Source organism: Streptomyces vulcanius (assembly GCF_042653945.1).
GTDB lineage: Bacteria > Actinomycetota > Actinomycetes > Streptomycetales > Streptomycetaceae > Streptomyces > Streptomyces mangrovi.
In genome coordinates this window covers 198,591-217,283 of sequence record NZ_JBHSFK010000004.1, presented here as the reverse complement: position 1 = coordinate 217,283, position 18,693 = coordinate 198,591, and the positions used below count along the sequence as shown (strand labels likewise).

19 protein-coding genes are annotated in these 18,693 nt (G+C 72.7%); 10 read left to right on the top strand and 9 right to left on the bottom strand.

All coding sequences use genetic code 11. The annotated features are described in order from the left end of the window. Positions 1 to 11 precede the first annotated feature (11 nt). The 3 genes from ACFPIH_RS07915 to ACFPIH_RS07905 are packed head-to-tail and all read right to left on the bottom strand — an operon-like array spanning position 12 to position 3,138. Positions 12 to 842 (bottom strand): carbohydrate ABC transporter permease, encoded by an 831-nt coding sequence (locus ACFPIH_RS07915; RefSeq protein ID WP_381169599.1) that lies wholly within the window; start codon positions 840 to 842, stop codon positions 12 to 14. After that, the gene (locus tag ACFPIH_RS07910) at positions 839 to 1,792 is read right to left on the bottom strand and encodes a carbohydrate ABC transporter permease (protein ID WP_381169597.1); all 954 of its coding nucleotides are present in this window, start codon (positions 1,790 to 1,792) and stop codon (positions 839 to 841) included. Before ACFPIH_RS07910 ends, ACFPIH_RS07915 begins: the two co-directional genes overlap by 4 nt. Next, positions 1,789 to 3,138, bottom strand: a complete 1,350-nt coding sequence (locus ACFPIH_RS07905; protein ID WP_381169595.1) for an ABC transporter substrate-binding protein — start codon at positions 3,136 to 3,138, stop codon at positions 1,789 to 1,791. The genes ACFPIH_RS07910 and ACFPIH_RS07905 overlap by 4 nt, the downstream gene beginning before the upstream one ends. A gap of 184 nt (positions 3,139 to 3,322) precedes the next feature. Between ACFPIH_RS07905 and ACFPIH_RS07900 the strand changes: the two genes are divergently transcribed. Further along, positions 3,323 to 4,912 (top strand): ROK family protein, encoded by a 1,590-nt coding sequence (locus ACFPIH_RS07900; RefSeq protein WP_381169593.1) that lies wholly within the window; start codon positions 3,323 to 3,325, stop codon positions 4,910 to 4,912. Between the two features lie 94 nt (positions 4,913 to 5,006). Here ACFPIH_RS07900 and ACFPIH_RS07895 read toward each other — a convergent pair whose 3' ends face one another. The 3 genes from ACFPIH_RS07895 to mftG form a co-directional block, all read right to left on the bottom strand. Next, complete coding sequence (locus ACFPIH_RS07895) at positions 5,007 to 5,693, bottom strand: DUF4232 domain-containing protein (protein WP_381169591.1); 687 nt, start codon at positions 5,691 to 5,693, stop codon at positions 5,007 to 5,009. Positions 5,694 to 5,862: 169 nt separating this feature from the next. Further along, positions 5,863 to 6,480: a TetR/AcrR family transcriptional regulator gene (locus tag ACFPIH_RS07890; RefSeq protein ID WP_381169589.1), complete on the bottom strand. Its 618-nt coding sequence runs from the start codon at positions 6,478 to 6,480 to the stop codon at positions 5,863 to 5,865. Between the two features lie 82 nt (positions 6,481 to 6,562). After that, positions 6,563 to 8,122, bottom strand: a complete 1,560-nt coding sequence (gene mftG, locus ACFPIH_RS07885; RefSeq protein WP_381169587.1) for a mycofactocin dehydrogenase MftG — start codon at positions 8,120 to 8,122, stop codon at positions 6,563 to 6,565. A 122-nt stretch (positions 8,123 to 8,244) separates the two neighbouring features. Here mftG and mftA point away from each other — a divergent pair, with 122 nt between their 5' ends. The 9 genes from mftA to ACFPIH_RS07840 all read left to right on the top strand — a co-directional run bounded on the left by mftA (position 8,245) and on the right by ACFPIH_RS07840 (position 15,892). Continuing rightward, on the top strand, positions 8,245 to 8,385 hold the full coding sequence (gene mftA, locus ACFPIH_RS07880; protein ID WP_381169585.1) for a mycofactocin precursor MftA: 141 nt from the start codon (positions 8,245 to 8,247) through the stop codon (positions 8,383 to 8,385). 10 nt (positions 8,386 to 8,395) lie between these two features. Beyond that, a complete protein-coding gene (mftB, locus tag ACFPIH_RS07875) occupies positions 8,396 to 8,671 on the top strand; it encodes a mycofactocin biosynthesis chaperone MftB (protein WP_381169583.1) in 276 nt (91 codons plus the stop codon). Next, positions 8,668 to 9,927, top strand: coding sequence for a mycofactocin radical SAM maturase (gene mftC, locus ACFPIH_RS07870; protein ID WP_381169581.1), 1,260 nt, complete (start codon positions 8,668 to 8,670; stop codon positions 9,925 to 9,927). Before mftB ends, mftC begins: the two co-directional genes overlap by 4 nt. After that, complete coding sequence (mftD, locus tag ACFPIH_RS07865) at positions 9,920 to 11,131, top strand: pre-mycofactocin synthase MftD (protein ID WP_381169579.1); 1,212 nt, start codon at positions 9,920 to 9,922, stop codon at positions 11,129 to 11,131. The genes mftC and mftD overlap by 8 nt, the downstream gene beginning before the upstream one ends. 2 nt (positions 11,132 to 11,133) lie before the next feature. Then, positions 11,134 to 11,865: a mycofactocin biosynthesis peptidyl-dipeptidase MftE gene (mftE, locus tag ACFPIH_RS07860; protein WP_381169577.1), complete on the top strand. Its 732-nt coding sequence runs from the start codon at positions 11,134 to 11,136 to the stop codon at positions 11,863 to 11,865. Between the two features lie 5 nt (positions 11,866 to 11,870). Next, the gene (gene mftF, locus ACFPIH_RS07855) at positions 11,871 to 13,256 is read left to right on the top strand and encodes a mycofactocin biosynthesis glycosyltransferase MftF (RefSeq protein WP_381169575.1); all 1,386 of its coding nucleotides are present in this window, start codon (positions 11,871 to 11,873) and stop codon (positions 13,254 to 13,256) included. A 124-nt stretch (positions 13,257 to 13,380) separates the two neighbouring features. Then, entirely contained in the window at positions 13,381 to 14,562 is a 1,182-nt protein-coding gene (locus tag ACFPIH_RS07850; RefSeq protein WP_381169573.1) for an acyl-CoA dehydrogenase family protein, read from the top strand. Next, the gene (locus ACFPIH_RS07845; protein WP_381169571.1) at positions 14,559 to 15,122 is read left to right on the top strand and encodes a flavin reductase family protein; all 564 of its coding nucleotides are present in this window, start codon (positions 14,559 to 14,561) and stop codon (positions 15,120 to 15,122) included. The genes ACFPIH_RS07850 and ACFPIH_RS07845 overlap by 4 nt, the downstream gene beginning before the upstream one ends. Before the next feature lie 29 nt (positions 15,123 to 15,151). Beyond that, positions 15,152 to 15,892 carry a hypothetical protein gene (locus ACFPIH_RS07840; protein WP_381169569.1) on the top strand — a complete coding sequence of 247 codons (741 nt, stop codon included), beginning with the start codon at positions 15,152 to 15,154 and terminating at the stop codon, positions 15,890 to 15,892. A 61-nt stretch (positions 15,893 to 15,953) separates the two neighbouring features. Here ACFPIH_RS07840 and ACFPIH_RS07835 read toward each other — a convergent pair whose 3' ends face one another. Genes ACFPIH_RS07835 through ACFPIH_RS07825 form a run of 3 tightly spaced genes read right to left on the bottom strand, consistent with a single transcriptional unit; the run spans position 15,954 to position 18,632 of the window. Next, positions 15,954 to 16,715, bottom strand: a complete 762-nt coding sequence (locus ACFPIH_RS07835) for an SDR family NAD(P)-dependent oxidoreductase (protein WP_381169567.1) — start codon at positions 16,713 to 16,715, stop codon at positions 15,954 to 15,956. A gap of 7 nt (positions 16,716 to 16,722) precedes the next feature. Next, entirely contained in the window at positions 16,723 to 17,493 is a 771-nt protein-coding gene (locus ACFPIH_RS07830; protein WP_381169565.1) for an SDR family NAD(P)-dependent oxidoreductase, read from the bottom strand. A gap of 14 nt (positions 17,494 to 17,507) precedes the next feature. Next, positions 17,508 to 18,632: an acyl-CoA dehydrogenase family protein gene (locus ACFPIH_RS07825; protein WP_381169563.1), complete on the bottom strand. Its 1,125-nt coding sequence runs from the start codon at positions 18,630 to 18,632 to the stop codon at positions 17,508 to 17,510. Positions 18,633 to 18,693: the final 61 nt, after the last annotated feature.

Genomic DNA, 18,693 nt, shown 5'->3' with positions numbered 1-18,693 from the left:
CTCTGGGCCTCCTAGCCCTTGAGCGCGCCACTGAGCACGCCGTTGATGAAGTGCCGCTGGAAGAACAGGTAGACGACGACCACCGGGGCGATCACGATCAGCGTCGCCGCCGCGAGCAGCGGCACGTCGACGCCGTACCGGCCGGTGAAGAAGCCGAGTCCGGCCGGGGCGGTGCGTCTGCTCGGGTCCTGGATGAGGATCAGCGGCAGCAGGAACTGGTTCCAGCTCCACACGAAGTACAGGATGCCGAGCGTGGTCACGGCCGGCCGGGAGTTCGGCAGCAGCACCCGCCACAGTGTCGTCCACGACGAGGCGCCGTCCAGCCGGGCGGCCTCGATGAGACTGCGCGGCACGGTCGCGAAGTGCGCCCGCATCCAGAACACGCCGAACGGCATGAAGGCGGCGATCTCCGCGAGCGCCAGCCCCGGCACGGTGTTGGTCAGCCCGAGCGCCCGCAGGTCGTAGTAGAGCGGGATGACGGTGACCTCGGTCGGGATCGCGAGGCCCAGCAGCAGGTAGGCGTACAGCTTCCCGCCGCCGGGGACGTCCATGGTGGCCAGCGCGTACCCGGCGAGCGTGGCGCACAGCACGGCTGCGGGGACGACCGCGAGCGCGATCACCGTGCTGGAGCGCAGCAGCGGCCCGAACCCGGCCCGCGACCAGGCGTGCACGAAGTTCTCCAGGTGGATGCCGTGCGTCGGCAGCGCCAGCCCGGTCAGCGGCGTTCCGGCCGGCTGCACCGAGGCCAGCAGCAGCGACAGGAACGGTACGAGGACGGCGGCGCAGAACACCGCGAGCACGGCGGGAGCGGCCAGGCCTCTGCCGGCGGCACGCGTCGTCACGGGGCCTCCCTGGCAAGGCGGTTGATGACGAGGACGGCGACCGAGATGACCGCCGTCAGCACCACCGCCAGCGCGCTCGCCAGCCCCACCTGGCCGCCCCCGAAGGCGAGCCGGTAGATGAGGATGCCGGGCACCACGGTGCTGTCGCCGGGGCCGCCGCCGGTGGTGATGTAGATCAGGTCGAAGCTGGACAGCGCGGCGATCACGGTGATGGACAGCGCGACCGCGATCTCCGGGCGCAGCAGTGGCACGGTGACCGACCAGAACTCGCGTACCGGGCCCGCGCCGTCCATCCGCGCGGCCTCGTAGATCTCCTGGTCGATGCGTTGGGTGCCGGACAGGAAGAGCACCATGCACAGCCCGGCCACCACCCAGGTGCCGATCAGTCCGACGGCCGGCAGCGACCAGGTGAAGCTGCCGAGCCAGGAGTCGGCGAACCGTCCCAGGCCGACGGCGCGCAGTGCCTGGTTGAGGGTGCCGTCCTCGGCGTACACCCAGCGCCAGATGATGGCGACCGCGACCAGCGGGACGACCTGCGGCAGGAACAGCAGCGTACGGACGGCCGCGATGCCGCGCCGGCCGGCGCGGCGGGAGACGACCGCCGCCGACACCAGGCCGAGGCAGATGGGCAGCACGGAGAAGAACACGATCAGCGCGCCCGCGTGCCAGGCCGCCGCGCGCAGCTGCGGATCGGCGAAGACCGCGCGGTAGTTGGCGACTCCGGTGAAGGACGGCAGGGTCACCCCGTCCCAGTCGAACAGCGACAGATAGGCGGTGTGCAGCGCGGGCAGCACCGCGAACAGGGTGTAGGGCAGCAGCGCGGGCAGTACGTACAGCAGGGCCACGGCGCGACGGCGGCGCCGGCGGCCGGCGCCGGACCGCAGCCCGGCCGGGGCCCGGGTGCGGTCGGCCGCCGGAGCCGCGGGACGGTGTGCGGTGACAGCCATCATGCGTGGTACTTGTCGAAGTCGGCCTGCAGGCTGGCGAGGAACTTCTCGGCGGTGACCTTGCCGCCGGCCAGCAGCTGCAGCTGGGTGGTGACGGTGTCCGGCATCGTCGGGGTGGAGGCGTTCTGGATGAACGGCTCCAGGCCGGAGTCCTTGACGATCGCCTGCCAGCCGCCGCTCACATCGCCGAGCAGCCCGCTCTGCTGCGGCATCGCGGAGGCGTCGGGGGCCATGAAGCCGGACTTGGCGATGATGGGCGCGGCCTGCTCGCTCGCGCAGAAGTCGAGGAAGGCGGCGGCTGCGGCGGCGTTCTTCGTCCTGCTGGAGACGCAGTAGTAGACGCCCGCGCCCGTGGTGTGCAGGGTGCCGCCCTTGTCGGCGGGGGGTGCGTTGAACAGGCCCGCGTCGGCTCCGAGGCCCTTGGCGACGGCGGCCGCCGCCCAGTTGCCGCTGATGCGGAAGACACCGGTGCCCTTCGCGAAGGCGGCGGTGGCGTCGTTGTCGCTGACGCCGTTGACCTTCGGCGTCACATAGCCCTTGTCCACCCAGCGCTTGAGGGTGGCGGCGGCAGCGACCGCCTCCGCGCCGGTGATCTTGGCGCCCTGGTGGCCGAAGGCCCACGCCTCGCGGTCGGCGGGCTTCATGTAGATCGACAACAGGACGTTGAAGGGGTGGTTCAGGCCTCCGTCGAGGTTGCCCGCGACGAGCGCGGTCTCGCCCGCCGCCTTGGCCTTGGCGAACATCGCCTCCAGCTCGTCGACCGTGGCCGGCGGGACGGTGATCCCGAGCTGCTTCACCTTGGCCTTGTTGTAGTAGACGCCCTCGAACGACAGACCGCCGGACACGCCGTACAGCGCGCCGGTGCCGGTGGTCCGGCCGTCGGAGCTGAAGGTGATCTGGTCGAGGCCGGGGAACTTCCCCGGCCAGCCGTATGCCTTGGCGTATCCGCCGACGTCGAGCAGCAGGCGGCCCTTGACCAGGTTGTTCATGCCTGACACGAACTGGGCGATGTCCGGGGCGCTGTCCGCCGACATCGTGGTGTTGATGCTCTTGAGGTAGTCGTCCCAGCCGGTGTACTGGCGCTTGAAGGTGATGTTGGGGTACTTCGCGTGGAAGGCGGCGAGCAGGTCCGGGGTCATGGTGGTGTCGTCCGCGTCGGCCACCACCAGGGTGATCTGACGGTCGGTCGGTACGGCGGTGGTGACGGGCCCGGAGGCGCTGTTCGTGGCGGAGCCCTTGGCGCCGGGGGTGAGGGAGCTGCCGCAGGCGGCGAGCAGCGAGGACCCGGCGGCGGCGAGGAAGACGCGTCTGGGCAGACGGGACGGGAGGTGGACGGGGCTGTGACTCATGGCGGTTTCTCCTGGGGCGGCGGAGAGGGAGGCCGGGCGTCGGGTGGGGACCGGTCCGGGGCGATGCCGTGGGGGACACGGGAGAAGGGGCGAGCTGCTGCGGGTTTTGATCTTTTAATAACGCAGTTGCGTTATATAATCAGCATGGCGTCGGTGGGCGTCAAGACTTCTTGTGGAGGCAGCAGTGGCAGTCCCGGAGCCAGGGCCGCAGCCGGCGCCCGTCTGGCCGCTGAGCGGTGCCGCGGAGCTCGTGGCGCCCGGCGCGCCGGCGGTCGTCGGTGTGGCGGACCTGCGGGCGACGAACGCGGCGGCCGTGCTTGCCGTCGTCCGCTCGGCGGACCCGCACCCGCGGCTGTCCGAACTGGTCAGGGCGACGAACCTCTCGCGCCCCACGGTGGAGGCCATCGCGGAGGAGCTGGTCGACTGCGGCCTGATCGAGGTGGTTCCCGCGCTGTCCGCCCGCGGCCGGCGCTCCCCCGGCCGCCCGGCCCGCCGTTTCCGTTTCCGCCCGCACGCGGGCTTCGTCGTCGGAGTCGACGTCCGCCCCCGCTCGGTCACCGCCTGCCTCGCCGACCTCGACGGCGAACAGGTCGCCGTACAGCGGCAGAAGGTCCGCGCCGACCTCTCGGGCGCGGCCCGCGCGGCTGCCGTCACCTCGGCGGTCGAGGCCGCCATGGCCCACGTCGGCGCGGACACGGCACGCGTCTGGGCGGCGACGGTCGGCACCCCCGGCCTCGTCGACCGGGCCAACACCCACGTCCGCCAGGCCGACAACCTGGGTACCTGGGCCGGCACCGACATGGTCGGCATCCTCCACGACCTGCTCCGCTGCCCCGTCGCCGTCGAGAACGACGCCAACCTCGCGGCGCTGGGCGAGCAGTGGCGCGGCGTGGGCCGGGCACCCGCCCCGGCCGCCCACCGTCCCGACGGCACCGACACCCGGCCCGATGAGACACCGGCCTCCGCGACCGGGCCTGACGGCGCCGACGACAGGCCCGAGGGGGGAGAGCCGTTCGAGGCGCGAGCGGGTGAGCCGGCCGTACAACCGGCGGACCGGCCTGCGGGCAATGACGGCCGGACCGAAGAAGGAGAGCCGTTCGAGGCGCGGGCGGGGGAGCGGCCCGGGCAGCCGGCCGCGGAGCAGGCCGAGTGGCCCGAGGGCGCCGACGACCGGACGGAAGGGGGAGAACCCTCCGAAGCGCGAGCGGGGCAGCCCGCCGAAGAGCAGGCCGGGGTACCGGCCGGCGCGCTGACCGGCGAGATGGTGTTCGTCCTCCTCGGCGAACGCCTCGGCGCCGGTGTCATCACCGGTGGCCGGCTCCTGCGCGGCCATCACGGGGCGGCCGGCGAGATCGGTTTCATCCGATTCCCCGGCTCCTCCGGCTCGCCCGGTTCCCCCGGCCTCGAGCCGCTGCCCGCCTCCGTCGTCGCAGGCACGGCGGCCGGCGAGGCGGAGGCGATGGCCGCCGTCGAGTCCTACGGCCGCCGGCTCGCCGAGGGCATCGCCCCGGTCCTGCTCGCGCTCGACCCGGCCCTGGTCGTCCTCGGCACCGGCCAGTTCGGCTCCGCCGACACGGCTCCGGCCGCCCGCCTCCTGCTCGGCGCCGCGCGGACGCACGCGGACACCCTCCTGGTCGACCCGCCGCGCTGGCGGCTGTCGTCCCTCGGCGACGACGCCGTCCTCACCGGCGCGGTCCGCTTCGCGCTCTCCTCCGTCGAGGTCGTCCTGCGCACGCGACCGACGGGCCTCGGGGTACGGGCACAGGACGCGTGACGCGCGACGGCGGGCCCTTGCGCCACGCCTTCCGACACCCGGCGTACGCGAGCGCGGTGGCAGGCCGCGGGGCAGCCGGCGTCTGGCGGCCCCGTCAGTGGGCGAACAGCGGCGACACGGCGGCCTCGGAACTGCTGTTCCAATACGTCACGCGGGCCTTGTCGTCCACGTGCACGCCGCCCTTCGGCATCTCCAGGAGCACACCCTCGCCCGTGTTGTTGTCGGGGCTCTGACCGTGCGGCGCGAGCGCCATGTTCTTCACGAGGGTGCTGACGTCGTTGTTGCTCTGGCGCAGGAGCAGACCCGCGTACGCCTCCTTGCCGGGGGCGAGAGTCACCTCCGTCTGCGGCTTGGAGTTCTCGAAGACCCCCACGAGCCGGCCGTCGCCGTCCTCCAGCCGGAGTACCGGATAGGTCCGCAGCGTGCACGGCTTGGTGCCGGTGTTGGTGACGGTCAGCAGGAGCTTCGAGTCGTCCTTCGTGGGTGGCACGGCCCATTCCACCTTGACGTCGGTGTAGTCGTCGGGGCAGTTGCCGTCGATGTCCTCGGGGTCGCCCGGACGGCCCGGCGCGGAAGACGTCGCAGAGGACGGCGCGGAGGTCGAGGGGACAGCCGGCGTGGACGCGGAGACGGAGGGGGAGGCGGAGGACTTCGGCGGCGGGGTGGCGCCGGCCTTGTCGTCGCTCGGCTCGCAGGCCGTCGCGGCCAGGAGTGCGGCGGCGGCGAGACCAAGGCCGCCAAGCGTCCGGGCGTGGGTGATCCTGCGGAAAGTGCGCATCATGAGCCCCCGTGGCTGCTGACATACTGGGATTGGTCTTGACAGGATGCTCGCCCCGGCTCCGGATTCACGCCCCGCGCAAGGACTGTTACGGCTCTCGCGCATGACGGTGACGGTTCCGTCGGGAGGGCCGGGTCAGGCGAGAAATGACGTCACCCGCCCGTCGGCCGAGTCAGGGGGCCACGGTCGCCGCCTGGAAGACGCGGTCCAGCTGGTGCTCCAGGACCGCGGCGGCCGACTCGGGGCTGCGCTGGCCGACGAGGACGCCGGTGCCGAGTCCCGCGGACATGGCGAGCAGACCGGCCGCCTCCAGTCCCGGGTCCACACCGGGCCGCAACAGATCGGCGTCCTGCGCCTGCCGGAGGAGGCCGGCCACGGCTTCCTCGGCGGCGTCGGGGTCCTTGATGAAGGGCTGCGCGGCGAGTGCCGGGTCGTTGACGGCCAGAACGGCGTACGAGGTGTACACGAAGTGGAAGACGCGGCTCTCCTCGTCCGTGGGCAGGGCCGCCATCAGCAGCGCCTCGATCGTGGCGCGCGGTCCGGGACTGTCACCGGAGTCCTTGATCCGGGTGGCGACCCGTTCCCGGAACCTCTCCGTCAGGTGCCGCAGCCCGAAGAGCAGCAGCTTCTCCTTCGTCTCGAAGTAGTACTGCACCAGCCGCAGCGACACGCCCGCCTCGGCCGCCACATCGCGCATCCCCACGGCATGCAGCCCATGCCGCCCGGCGACCCGGACGAGCGCCTCGGCGATCTCGGTACGGCGCTCCGCGTGGTCCACGCGCTTGGGCATCGGCCTTCTCCGCTCGTCGTCTCGCTGCTGTGCCCCTGCCGGGCCCGTTGATGATACTTCGGTACCATCATGATGGCGCCGTTCAGGTCAGGCCGCGGCGCATGGCGTCGGCGACGACTTCGCCGATGAGGACGGCGGTGGCCGCCGGTCCCCGCAACGGGGGCGTCGGCAGGATCGACGTGTCCGCGACACGCAGTGCGTCGACACCGTGCACCCGCCCGTAGGGGTCGACGGCGGGGCCCAGGGGAACCGTGCCACACGTGTGGTGGCACGTGCCGAGGTGCCCGAGGATCCACTCGTCGAGCAGGCGGTCGTCGTCCAGCACCCGCGCGACCGGCTCCGTGAACCCGCCGGAGACCTCCCCGAAGTCACCCGTGCCGACCAACCCGGCGGTGACGCGGACGGCTTCGCGCAGGCGCCGCCGGTCCCCCGCGGTCGACAGATAGCCGTAGTCGAGGCGCGGAGGCGTCGCCGGATCGGCGGAACGGGTGCGCATCCGGCCGCTCAGCCGCGGTGTCTGGACGGAGACGAGGAACGCGAGGGGCGCACCGGGAACGGACACCGTCCCGCCCGTCAGCCCGGCCAGCGGGACGAGGGACTGCAGGATCTCCAGATCGCCGGCCGGATGGGCGCCGTCCGACGACGGCAGGTGCAGGGCGCCGCCCAGCCACGAGCCTGCGGGCTCCGGCACGGGCCGCCGGGGCATCCACTCCAGCACCACCTGGGGGTGGTCGCCGAACCGGGCCCCGACGGCGGGAGCGTCCCGGACGACGGAGACCCCGAGGGCCTCCAGCTCGCGGCGCGGGCCGATGCCCGACAGATGCAGCAGCTGAGGGGTGCGCAACGCCCCCGCGCAGAGCACGACTTCACCGCCGCGCACCACCCCGCGCCGCCCGTGGCGCTCGACCTCCACGCCGGTCGCGCGACCGCGCTCGACCACCACCCCGAGGACCGTACTGTCCCCTTCCACCAGGAGGTTGGGGCGGCCGGACGCACCCAGCAGATAGCCGATGCCGGTGTTGACGCGCACTCCGTCCACAGTGTTGGTCGGCACCGGGCCGAACCCCGGCGCACCCTGGGCGTTCTTGTCCGGCTCCTCGGGAAACCCCAGTCGCCGAGCGGCCGTCCGGAACGCGGCGGCGGCCGGGTGGTGCAGATCCGTGCGGCGGACGCCCACCGGCCCGCGGCCGCCGTGCAGCGCGTCGGCGCCGTGGTCGAGGTCGGTCTCCAGGGCGCGGAGAAACGGAAGCATCCGGTCGTACGACCAGGCGGCGCCGCCCCCGGCCGACCAGCGGTCGAAGTCCTCGCGCCGGGCTCGGACGAAGTACCCGCCGTTGACGGTGGTCGAGCCTCCGAGCCAGCGCCCCCGCACGACCGTGTACGGCCGCGTCGGAGTCAGGTGCGCGGCGTACTGCTGGACGGCGGTGTGTCCGGGCTGTGCGCCGGGGACGAGCCGTGCGTCCAGCAGCCCGGGTGCGAACGCCGACGGGTGACGCGGTGCCGGGCCCGCCTCCAGCACCAGCACGGTGCGGCCGGGGTCCTCGCTGAGCCGCGCCGCGAGGACGGCACCGCTGCCCCCGGCGCCCACCACGATGACGTCGGGGCGGTGCGGCCGGCCGTGCCCGTGCTCGGTCCGCCTCATGGTCACGTGATTCAAAACGCCGTGAGCGCCCCGCGCAACGTCCCGTTCCACTGGCCGGGACCGGCCCGCGTGCCCGGCATGACGGTGACCTACCGTCAGAGGCCCCGACGAGGGAGAGTCGCATGAACGAGCCCCGTTCCACCCTGACGGAAGAGACCGCTCCCGAGGCCGTCACCGACCCGGCCGCGGCCATGGCGCCGCTGATCGAAGCCGATGACCTCCTGGAGGAGATCTCCATCGACGGCATGTGCGGCGTCTACTAGGCGCCGCCGTATGACAGGGATGGACCTCGACCGCGCCTGGGACCTGCATCCCCAGGTCTCGGTGCGGCCGGAACCCTTCGGCGCGCTGCTCTACCACTTCGGTACGCGCCGGCTGACGTTCCTCAAGGACCGCCGGCTGCTCGCGGCCGTCCAGCATCTCGCCGACACGCGGACGGCGCGGGCCGCCTGCCTGGCCGCCGGCGTCGAGGAGGCCGAACTGGCCCGGTACGGCGCCGCCCTGGCCGCGCTGGCCGATACGTCGATGCTCGTCGGAAGGACCCCATGACCACCGCACCCCGGGCCGCCCCGGCCGCCACCGCCCCCGGCACGCCACGGCTGGTCGACCTGTTCGAGCACGGACTCGACGCGCCGATCTGCCTCACCTGGGAACTCACCTACGCCTGCAACCTCGCCTGTGCCCACTGCCTGTCCAGCTCCGGCCGGCGCGACCCGCGCGAGCTGAGCACCGCGGAGGCCAAGGCCGTCATCGACGAACTGGAGGCCATGCAGGTCTTCTACGTCAACATCGGCGGCGGCGAGCCCACCGTCCGCGCCGACTTCTGGGAACTCCTGGACTACGCCACGGCCCACCACGTGGGGGTGAAGTTCTCCACCAACGGCGTCCGGATCACCCCCGAGGCCGCCGAGCGGCTCGCCCGCAACGACTACGTGGACGTCCAGATCTCCCTCGACGGCGCGACCGCCGACGTCAACGACGCGGTGCGCGGGCCCGGTTCGTACGCGACGGCGCTGCGGGCGATGGAGAACCTCGCCGCCGCCGGAATGCGGAACTTCAAGATCTCCGTGGTCTGCACCCGGCACAACCTCCCCCAGCTCGACGCCTTCAAGGCGCTCGCCGACCGCTTCGGAGCCCAGCTGCGCCTGACCCGGCTGCGCCCCTCCGGACGCGGCGCCGACGTCTGGGACGACCTGCGTCCGACCGCCGCGCAGCAACGCGAGCTGTACGACTGGCTGCTCGCCCACGGCGAGAACGTGCTGACCGGCGACTCCTTCTTCCACCTCTCCGCGTACGGCCAGGCGCTGCCCGGACTCAACCTGTGCGGTGCCGGACGCGTCGTCTGTCTGATCGACCCGGTCGGCGACGTCTACGCCTGCCCGTTCGCCATCCACGACGAGTTCCTCGCCGGCAACGTCCGCGCGCCGGGCGGCTTCGGCGGAGTGTGGCGCGACTCCGAGCTGTTCCGGAGGCTGCGGACCCCGCAGCACGGCGGAGCCTGCGCCTCCTGCGCGTTCTACGACACCTGCAAGGGCGGATGCATGGCCGCCAAGTTCTTCACCGGGCTGCCGCTGGACGGCCCCGACCCCGAGTGCGCGCAGGGGCACGGGGAGGAGCGCCTCGCCCGGCGCCCGGCGGGCAGGGCACACCTTCCCAAGCCGTCCGGCGACCACTCCCACCGGACCTCGCCCCGGCCCGTGGACCTCGTCCTCACCCGTCGTCGCCCCCCGGTGAGCGACTGCGCCGAGGACCCGCTGGCCGGACTGGACCTGACACCGATGGAAAAGGACGGGGCACGTGCCTAGGAACCCCTGGTTCGAGACGGTCGCCGAGGCGCGGCGCAGGGCCAAGCGGAAGCTGCCCGGCTCGGTCTACGGCGCCCTGGTCGCGGGATCCGAGCGGGGCCGCACCATCGACGACAACACGGCGGCCTTCGCCGAACTGGGCTTCGCCCCGCGCGTCGTGGGCCACCACGCGCAACGCGACCTGTCCACGACCGTGCTCGGAGTGCCCACCGCGCTTCCCGTGGTCATCTCGCCGACCGGGGTGCAGGCGGTCGATCCGGACGGGGAGGTGGCCGTGGCCAGGGCCGCCGCGAGCCGGGGCGTCGTCATGGGGCTGAGCTCGTTCGCCAGCCGGCCCGTGGAGGAGGTCGCCGAAGCGCAGCCCGACCTGTTCTTCCAGCTGTACTGGAGCGGGACGCGCGAGGCGATGGTGCAGCGCATGGACCGGGCCAGGGCGGCCGGCGCCAAGGCGCTCATCGTCACCCTCGACTGGTCCTTCTCCCACGGCCGCGACTGGGGCAGTCCCGCCATCCCCGAGAAGCTCGACCTCAGGACCATGCTGCGGTTCGCCCCCGACGTACTGCCCCGGCCCGGCTGGCTGTGGCGATACGCGCGGTCCGGCCGCCTCCCCGACCTCACCGTGCCCAACCTGCGCGCTCCCGGCGGCGAGGCCCCCACCTTCTTCGGCGCCTACGGCGAGTGGATGCAGACACCGCCGCCCACCTGGGACGACGTCAAGTGGCTGCGCGAGGAGTGGGGCGGCCCCTTCCTCCTCAAGGGCGTGACCCGCGTCGACGACGCCAGGCGCGCGGTCGACGCCGGTGTCTCGGCCCTGTCCGTGTCCAACCACGGCGGGAACAACCTGGACACCACCCCGGCCACCATCCGGCTGCTCCCCTCCGTCGCGGAAGCGGTCGGCGACCAGATCGAAGTCCTCCTGGACGGCGGCGTCCGCCGCGGCGGCGACGTGGCCAAGGCCCTCGCCCTCGGGGCGCGCGCCGTACTGATCGGCCGCGCCTACCTCTGGGGCCTCGCGGCGAACGGCCAGACCGGTGTCGAGAACGTGCTGGACATCCTGCGCGGCGGCCTCGACTCGGCCGTACTGGGCCTCGGGCACTCCTCCGTCCACGAACTGACGCCCGAGGACCTGGTGATCCCGCCGGGCTTCCCGCTGACCCTGGGCGGCGGAGACGTCCCGGGGGCCCGCCCCGCCCCGGTCGCCTGAGCATGGCGGCGCTCCGCACCCTGGCCGACACCGTCTGGCCGGCCGTACCGCCCGGTGCGCTGGTCCTGGTCCCGGTCGGGTCCACCGAGCAGCACGGCCCGCACCTGCCCCTCGACACCGACACCGTCGTCGCGCACGCCGTCGCGCGGCAGGCGGCCGAGGCGCTTCCCGCGTCGCTGGTGGCACCACCTCTGGCGTACGGCGCCAGCGGTGAACACGCCGGCTTCCCGGGGACCGTCTCGATCGGGCACGAGGCGCTGCGCGCGGTGGTCGTCGAAATGACACGCTCGTTGTCGCTGTGGGCGCGCCGCGCGGTGTTCGTCAACGGCCACGGCGGCAACACCGCCACCCTCGACACGGCCCTCCGCCTGCTGCGCGCGGACGGCCACGACGTCGCCTGGATGGGCTGCGAGGCGCCCGGCGGTGACGCGCACGCCGGCCGCACGGAGACCTCGCTGATGCTGCACCTGGCCCCGGAACGGGTATGGCTCGACGCCGCGGTCGCCGGCGACACACGACCCCTGGCCGTCCTCATCCCGGAGCTGACGGCCCGGGGCGTCCGCGCGGTCTCGCCGTCCGGGGTGCTCGGCGACCCCACCGGCGCCTCGGCCGAGGAGGGGCGCCGGACGCTGGACGCGATGGTCTCCGGGGCGGTCCGCCGGATCGACGCGTGGACCGTCGACGGCCGCGGCCGCCTCGTCGATCCCGCCCGCCGGAAAGCCGTACGACCATGACGGCGATGACGCTTCCGGTCGGCTTCGTGGTCGAACTCGACCGGCACACCCGGGTGATCGACGGCGGCCGTGCCCTTCTCGGCGGATTCCCGACCCGCCTGCTGAGACTGACCCCGAGGGCCCGCCGGCTCCTCGTCGACCGGACGCTTCCCGTGCGGGACGCGGCGAGCGCGCTGCTCGCGGACCGGCTGCTCGACACCGGCATGGCCCATCCCGTCGCCGGCTCCCTGCCGCTGCCCGCCGACCCGCGCTGCACGGTCGTGGTGCCGGTCCGCGACCGCCCCCGCCAACTGGACCGCCTGCTGCGGAGCATCGGCACGGACCACCCCGTGATCGTCGTCGACGACGCCTCACGGCACCCGGTGGCCGTCGCGGCCGTCGCCGCCCGGCACGGGGCACGGCTGGTCGCCCTGGCCGTCAACCTGGGCCCGGCAGGCGCGCGCAACGCCGGCCTCCGCCTCGTCACCACCCCGTACGTGGTCTTCGCCGACTCCGACATCGTGCTCGACCCCGACACGGTCCCGACCCTGCTGCGGCACTTCGCCGACCCCCGGGTCGCCATGGCCGTACCCCGCATCACCGGCCTGCCCGCCGCCGCCACGACCTGGATCGAGCGGTACGAGAACGCCCGGTCCTCACTCGACCTCGGCGCCCACCCGGCCCCGGTACGCCCCGGCACCCCCGTCTCCTGGGCGTCCTCGGCCTGCGTCGTGGCACGGGTGGACGCGCTGGGGGACGGCTTCGACGCGCGCATGACGGTCGGGGAGGACGTCGACCTGTGCTGGCGGCTGTTCGAAGCCGGACGGCGCGTGCGGTACGAGCCCGCCGTCCGCGCCGCCCACGAGCATCGCGTGCGCGTGCGGGACTGGTTCCTGCGCAAGGCCGTCTACGGCACCGGGGCGCAACCGCTCGCCGAGCGGCACCCGGAGTTCATCGCCCCCGCCGTACTGGCCCCCTGGAGCACGGCGTTCGCCGCCGCGCTGCTCGCGCAGCGGCGCTGGTCGGCTCCGGTCGCGGCGGCCGTCCTCGGCGTCGTCACCGTACGCATCGCCCGCAAGCTCGACGGCACCCGCCACCCGTACCGGCTAGCGGTCCGGCTCACCGGCAACGGAGCCCTCGCCACGCTGACGCAGACCTCCGCGCTGCTGACCCGCCACTGGTGGCCGCTCACGGCCGTGGGCTGCACGGTCTCCCGCCGGATGCGCCGCGCCACGGCGGTCGCCGCTCTGGCCGACATCGCACTTGAATACCGGCGCGACCGGACCCCTCTCGATCCCCTGCGCTACGGCGTCGCCCGCCGCCTCGACGACCTCGCCTACGGCGCGGGAGTGTGGCTCTCCGCCCTCAAAGGCCGCTCCACCACCGCACTCCGGCCCCGCGTCACCCGCTGAAGACACAGTCCCGGTCAGCGGAAAGTGCCCAGCGGGTGCCGGTCCCGCGACCCGACACTGTGACCATCCCGCCGCCGGCGACGCGCGGCGCATGCGATGGATCAGTGACCAGGAGGTGTGCGGCGTGACGCATGAAGTGGTCGGTCGTGTCGAGGAACTGGGTGCCGAACTGGCCGCACTCGCCGACGAGAACGAGTCACTCGGCAAGCTGAGCGACCGGACGGTGGAACTGCTCCGCTCGGCGGGGGTGATCCGGCTGTTGCAGCCCAAGGCGTTCGGCGGTTACGAGGCCCATCCCAAGGACTTCGCCGAGGCGGTCATGGAGGTCGCGCGGCACGACGGCGCCGCGGGCTGGGTGTGCGGGGTCGTGGGGGTCCACCCCTGGGAGCTCGCCCAGATGAACCCCCGCCTGGCGCAGGAGGTGTGGAACGACGACCCGGACACCTGGATCGCCTCGCCCTACATGCCCAACGGCATCGCCGAGCCGGTGGACGGCGGATACGTCCTCAGCGGTCGCTGGCCGTTCTCCTCGGGAAGCGACCACTGCCGGTGGGACTTCCTCGGCGCGCTGCTCGGGGACGGCAAGGGGAGGCCCGCGGGCCCCATCACCGTGCTGCACGTCGTGCTGCCCCGCTCGGACTACGAGATCCTCGACGGCACCTGGGACGTCGTCGGCCTGGCGGGCACCGGCAGCAAGGACGTCGTCGTCGACAAGGCGTTCATCCCCGAATACCGCACGATCAGGCAGGAGGCGGTCCAGGAGGGCGCCGCCGCGGAGGCCATCGGGCTGACCGACACCCTGTACAAGCTGCCCTTCAGCTCGATGTTCCCGCTCGGCATCACCGCCGCGGTCATCGGCATCTGCGAGGGCGCGCTCGCCGTCCACCTGGCCCAGCAGCGCGACCGGGTCGCCGTGACCGGTGTGCAGGTGCGCGACGACCCGTACGTCCTCTACGCCGCCGGGGAGGCCGCGGCGGAGATCGCCGCCTCCCGGGTGCAACTCATCGACGGCATCAGCCGGTTGTACGACCAGGTCGAGGCCGGCCGGCCGATCTCCCTCGAGGACCGGGCGAACGTACGGCGCAACCAGGTCCGTTGCGCCTGGCGGGCCGTCTCCGCCCTGGACGAGATCTTCGCCCGGTCCGGCGGCAACGCGATCCGGCGGAACAACCCGATGCAGCGGTACTGGCGGGACGCGCACGTCGGACTCCAGCACATGATCCACGTCCCCGGCTCGGCGTACCACGCGAACGCCCTGGCGCAGATGGGACTCGAGCTGCCCGAGCCGATGCGTGTCCTGATATGAGCGACGGCGCGGCACACGGCCGGACGGCGGACGCCATCGACGGGCGCCGGTTCCGCGACGTCCTGGGCAACTTCCCCACGAGCGTGGTCGCGATCACCACCACGGACGACGAACGGCACCCGCACGGAATGGTGGTCGGAACCTTCACGTCCGTCTCCCTGGAGCCGCCCCTGGTGTCGTTCCTCGGGGACCGTTCCTCCACCACCCTGCGGACGATCCGCACCGCCGGCCGTTTCTGCGCCAACGCCCTCGCGGGCAACCAGGAGCGCCTGTCCCGGCAGATGGCGGGCGTGAGTTCGAAGCGGTTCGAGGGCACCACCTGGAACCCGTCTCCGCTGGGCAACCCCGTGCTCGACGGAATCGTCGCGTGGGTCGACTGCACGGTGGAGCAGTCCGTCGAGATCGGTGACCACTGGTTGGTCGTGGGACGCGTACGGGACATGCGCGTCGAATCGCCGAAGACCCCGTTGCTGTTCTTCCGGGGCGGATACGGCGACTACATGTCGAGCGCGGGTCAGCTGCTCGACAGCCTCGTGGGCTGGCACGAGATCGGCCGGTAGACACCGGTCGGCAGAAAAGGGAGCCGCAGATGAAGAAAGACCTCCACATAAGACTGCAACGCGTGTCGGCGTGGTGCGGAGTCATCCTGTTCGTGGGATTCTTCGCCGCCTTCGCCGTGGGGCACCTCACCCCGCCGATGAGCCCGACGGAGAGCCCCGACGACATCGTCGCGTTCCTCGAGGACCACCGCACGGGGATCCTCACCTGTGTCGCCCTGATGGTCCTGCTCGTCCCGTTCGAGTACCCGTACGTCGTCGTGACGAGCATGCAGCTGCGCCGGGTCGAGGGCGGCTGGGGGCTGCTCTCGATGATCCAGCTCACCACGGGCGTGGTGGCCCCGCTCGGCTTCTTCTTCCCGCTGGCGATCCTCGCCGCCGCGGCCTGGCGGCCGGAGGTCCACTCCGCCGACGTCCTGACCGCGATGACCGACACCTTCTGGCTCATGTTCGTGGGCAACGCCTGCATCTTCGTGCTCCAGGTCTGGTCGATCGGATACGCCGCGTTCATCGACCACACCAGGGAGAAGCCGCTCTTCCCGCGCTGGTACGGCTGGCTCAGCATGGCGCTGGGAGTGCTGCTCATCCCGGGCGCCTTCGTCTTCCTCAACAAGAGCGGACCGCTCGCCTGGAACGGACTGCTCGCGTACCTGCTCCCCTCGATCGCGTACGTCTTCTGGAAGATCGCCACGCCGTACGTGCTGCTGAAGGCGATCACGAACGAGGAGAAGGAGCTGGCCGGGAAACCGGAGAACGAACCGGTGACCGTGTAGGACAGCCGCAACAGCCGTGGCCCCGCGACAGCCGTCGCGGGGCCACAGGCGTGTACGGAGACTAGACGGACAGTGCGAACCCGCCCGTCACACGCAGGGTCTCACCGGTCACGAAGGACGCCTTCGACGAGACCAGATACAGCAGCGCCTCGACGATGTCCTGCTCCCGGCCCTCCTGCCGCAGGATCTGCTCCCCGAGAACACGGTCCGCCTCGGCGGGGGACAGCTGGGCCCGTACGGTGTCGGTGAAGATGAGGCCCGGCGCGATCGCGTTGACCCGGATCCCGTCGGCGGCGAACTCGCGGGCGAAGGACACGGTCAGGCCCCGCACGGCGAGTTTGGAGACGCCGTAGATGCTGCGGTTCGCATAGGCCGCCGACGACGAGATGTTGACGATGGCGGCGCCGGGCCGTCCCCGCATGGCTTCATGCGCCGCGAGCGAGCAGATGACGGTGCCCATGACGTTGACGTCGAGGACTCGCCGCACCTTGGCCAGGCCGAGTTCGGTGAAGGGCTTGTTGTAGGCGGCGTGCAGACCGGCGTTGTTGACCAGGATGTCGAGTCCGCCATGGCGTTCGACGACCTCGCTCACGACCGCGCCGACCTCGGCCTCGTCGGCCACGTCACAGGCGACGCCGGTCGCGCTCAGGCCCTTCGCGGTGAGTTCCGCCGCGGCTTCGGCAGCCGCGTCACCGTTGATGTCGGCGAGCACGACATGCGCGCCGAGGGCGGACAGGGCCTCGCCGAACGCCTTGCCGAAGCCGCGGCCGCCTCCGGTGACGAGCGCGACCCTGCCCTCGTGCTCTGTGCTGTTGTCGGCCATCAGAACCTCACTTCGGGCCGAACCGCTGGCCCGCGTCGAGACGCAGGCACTGGCCGTTCAGCATCGGGTTGTCGACGACGGCGAGGGCGAGCTTGGCGTACTCCTGCGGGCGGCCCAGTCGCCGGGGGAACGCGGCGTCCTTCACCAGCGCGGCCCGTGTCTCGGCGGGGATCTTCTCGGTGGCGCCCGTCTCGAACAGACTGGGGGCGATGGCGACGACCCGGATGCCGAGCGAGCCGAGATCGCGGGCCATGGTGAGGGTCATCCCGGCGATCGCCGCCTTGGCCGCCGAGTAGGCGACCTGGCCGATCTGCCCCTCGAACGCGGCGACCGACGACGTGTTGAGGATGACACCGCGTTCGCCGGTGCTCTCGGGATCCTCGGGCTCGTTGCGGCTCATGTGCGCGGCGGCCAGCCGGCTGATGTTGAAGGTGGCGACGGCGTTGAGATCGAGCACCCGGCGGAAGGTCTCCAGGTCATGGGGGCCGTTCCTGCCGAGCGTGCGCCGCACGCTGCCGCCGCCCGCGGTGGTGACGGACACATGCAGCCCGCCCAGCGCGTCGACGGCGGCCGCCAGGGCCTGCTCCGTCGCCTCGAAGTCGGTCACGTCGACGGGGTGGAAGCTCCCGCCGAGCTCGGCGGCCACCTCGGCGCCCGCGGACACCGGACGGTCCAGTACGGCGACGTCGGCACCGCGGGCGGCGAGCAGTTCGGCGGTGGCCCGGCCCATGCCGGAGGCACCGCCGAACACCACGGCCTTCTTGCCCTTGATCTCCATCGGGAACCTTTCGCTCAGGCGGACGCGGAAGAGCGCCGCAGGAGGGTGCACAGCCGGTCGCGGTGCACGGCGGCGTCGCCGTACAGCACGCTGTCGGCCCTGGCGCGGCGCAGGTGCAGATGGAGTTCGTGCTCCCAGGTGAAGCCGATGCCGCCGTGCAGCTGGAGGGCCCGGGCCGCGACCTCGCCGGCCCCGGCCGAGGTGTACGAGGCGGCGGCGCAGACCGCCCGGGCGGTGTCGTCGGCGCCCGCGTCGGTGGCCATCGCCGCGTAGGCGGTGGCGGCGCGGGTGCCCCGAACGAGCAGCGCCATGTCGGCGCACGCGTGCTTGACGGCCTGGAACGTCCCGATCGGCCGCCCGAACTGCTCGCGTGCCCTGGCGTGTTCGACGGTGAGCTCCAGCATGCGTTCCATCGCACCGAGCGCGTCGGCGCAGCGCAGTACCGACGCCTCGTCGAGCAGCCGCTGGATCTCGTCGGGGCCGCCGGTGAGACGGCACCCGCCCGGCACGCGTACGCCCTCGAACCCGACCTCGTAGAACGAGCGGGTCAGGTCCAGGACCCGCTGTCGTCTGACGGTGACCCCGGGGGCGGTCCGGTCGACGAGGAACGACGCCGGGACCCCGTCGTGGCGTGCGGTGACGAGCAGCCAGCGGGCTCCGCCGGCGTCCTGCACCGCCGTCTTCACTCCGTCCAGGACGATCGAGTCCGCGTCGGACCGGGCGGTCGCGCGGACGCCGTCGAGGGACCAGGGGGCCCGCGGCTCCGCGAACGCCCAGGTGGCCCAGTCCGATCCGGCGGCCAGCGCGGGCAGCACCTCCGCCCGCAGCCCGGGCGGCGCCGCGACGGCGAGCGCCCGGCCGACGATCGCGGTCGGCGCGAACGGACCCCGCCCCAGCGCCCGGCCGATCTCCTCGGCGACGACCGCGAGTTCCACCAGGCCCTGGCCGGTGCCGCCGTACTCCTCCGGCAGGCCCAGACCGGGCCAGCCGAGGTCGGCCGTCAGCCTCCACACCTCGGGATCGACATCCTCGTCGCGATCCGTCCACGCCCGTACGTGCTCGATCGGGGCCAGGTCCGTCAGCAGGTCGCGCGAGGCCTCGCGCAGCATCTCCTGCTCCTCGCTGAGCTCGAAGTTCACCAGAGCAAGGTATCCTCTATTCTCGATCAGGTCGAGATGTCGGGCCGCTCAGCGGGACATC

Bases quoted from the DNA above. Each gene is read 5' to 3' on its own strand.
- ACFPIH_RS07910 (WP_381169597.1), bottom strand. From the start codon at position 1,792: ATGATGGCTGTCACCGCACACCGTCCCGCGGCTCCGGCGGCCGACCGC.
- ACFPIH_RS07905 (WP_381169595.1), bottom strand. From the start codon at position 3,138: ATGAGTCACAGCCCCGTCCACCTCCCGTCCCGTCTGCCCAGACGCGTC.
- ACFPIH_RS07895 (WP_381169591.1), bottom strand. From the start codon at position 5,693: ATGATGCGCACTTTCCGCAGGATCACCCACGCCCGGACGCTTGGCGGC.
- ACFPIH_RS07890 (WP_381169589.1), bottom strand. From the start codon at position 6,480: ATGCCCAAGCGCGTGGACCACGCGGAGCGCCGTACCGAGATCGCCGAG.
- mftG (WP_381169587.1), bottom strand. From the start codon at position 8,122: ATGAGGCGGACCGAGCACGGGCACGGCCGGCCGCACCGCCCCGACGTC.
- mftA (WP_381169585.1), top strand. From the start codon at position 8,245: ATGAACGAGCCCCGTTCCACCCTGACGGAAGAGACCGCTCCCGAGGCC.
- mftB (WP_381169583.1), top strand. From the start codon at position 8,396: ATGACAGGGATGGACCTCGACCGCGCCTGGGACCTGCATCCCCAGGTC.
- mftC (WP_381169581.1), top strand. From the start codon at position 8,668: ATGACCACCGCACCCCGGGCCGCCCCGGCCGCCACCGCCCCCGGCACG.
- mftE (WP_381169577.1), top strand. From the start codon at position 11,134: ATGGCGGCGCTCCGCACCCTGGCCGACACCGTCTGGCCGGCCGTACCG.
- mftF (WP_381169575.1), top strand. From the start codon at position 11,871: ATGACGCTTCCGGTCGGCTTCGTGGTCGAACTCGACCGGCACACCCGG.
- ACFPIH_RS07845 (WP_381169571.1), top strand. From the start codon at position 14,559: ATGAGCGACGGCGCGGCACACGGCCGGACGGCGGACGCCATCGACGGG.
- ACFPIH_RS07840 (WP_381169569.1), top strand. From the start codon at position 15,152: ATGAAGAAAGACCTCCACATAAGACTGCAACGCGTGTCGGCGTGGTGC.
- ACFPIH_RS07835 (WP_381169567.1), bottom strand. From the start codon at position 16,715: ATGGCCGACAACAGCACAGAGCACGAGGGCAGGGTCGCGCTCGTCACC.
- ACFPIH_RS07830 (WP_381169565.1), bottom strand. From the start codon at position 17,493: ATGGAGATCAAGGGCAAGAAGGCCGTGGTGTTCGGCGGTGCCTCCGGC.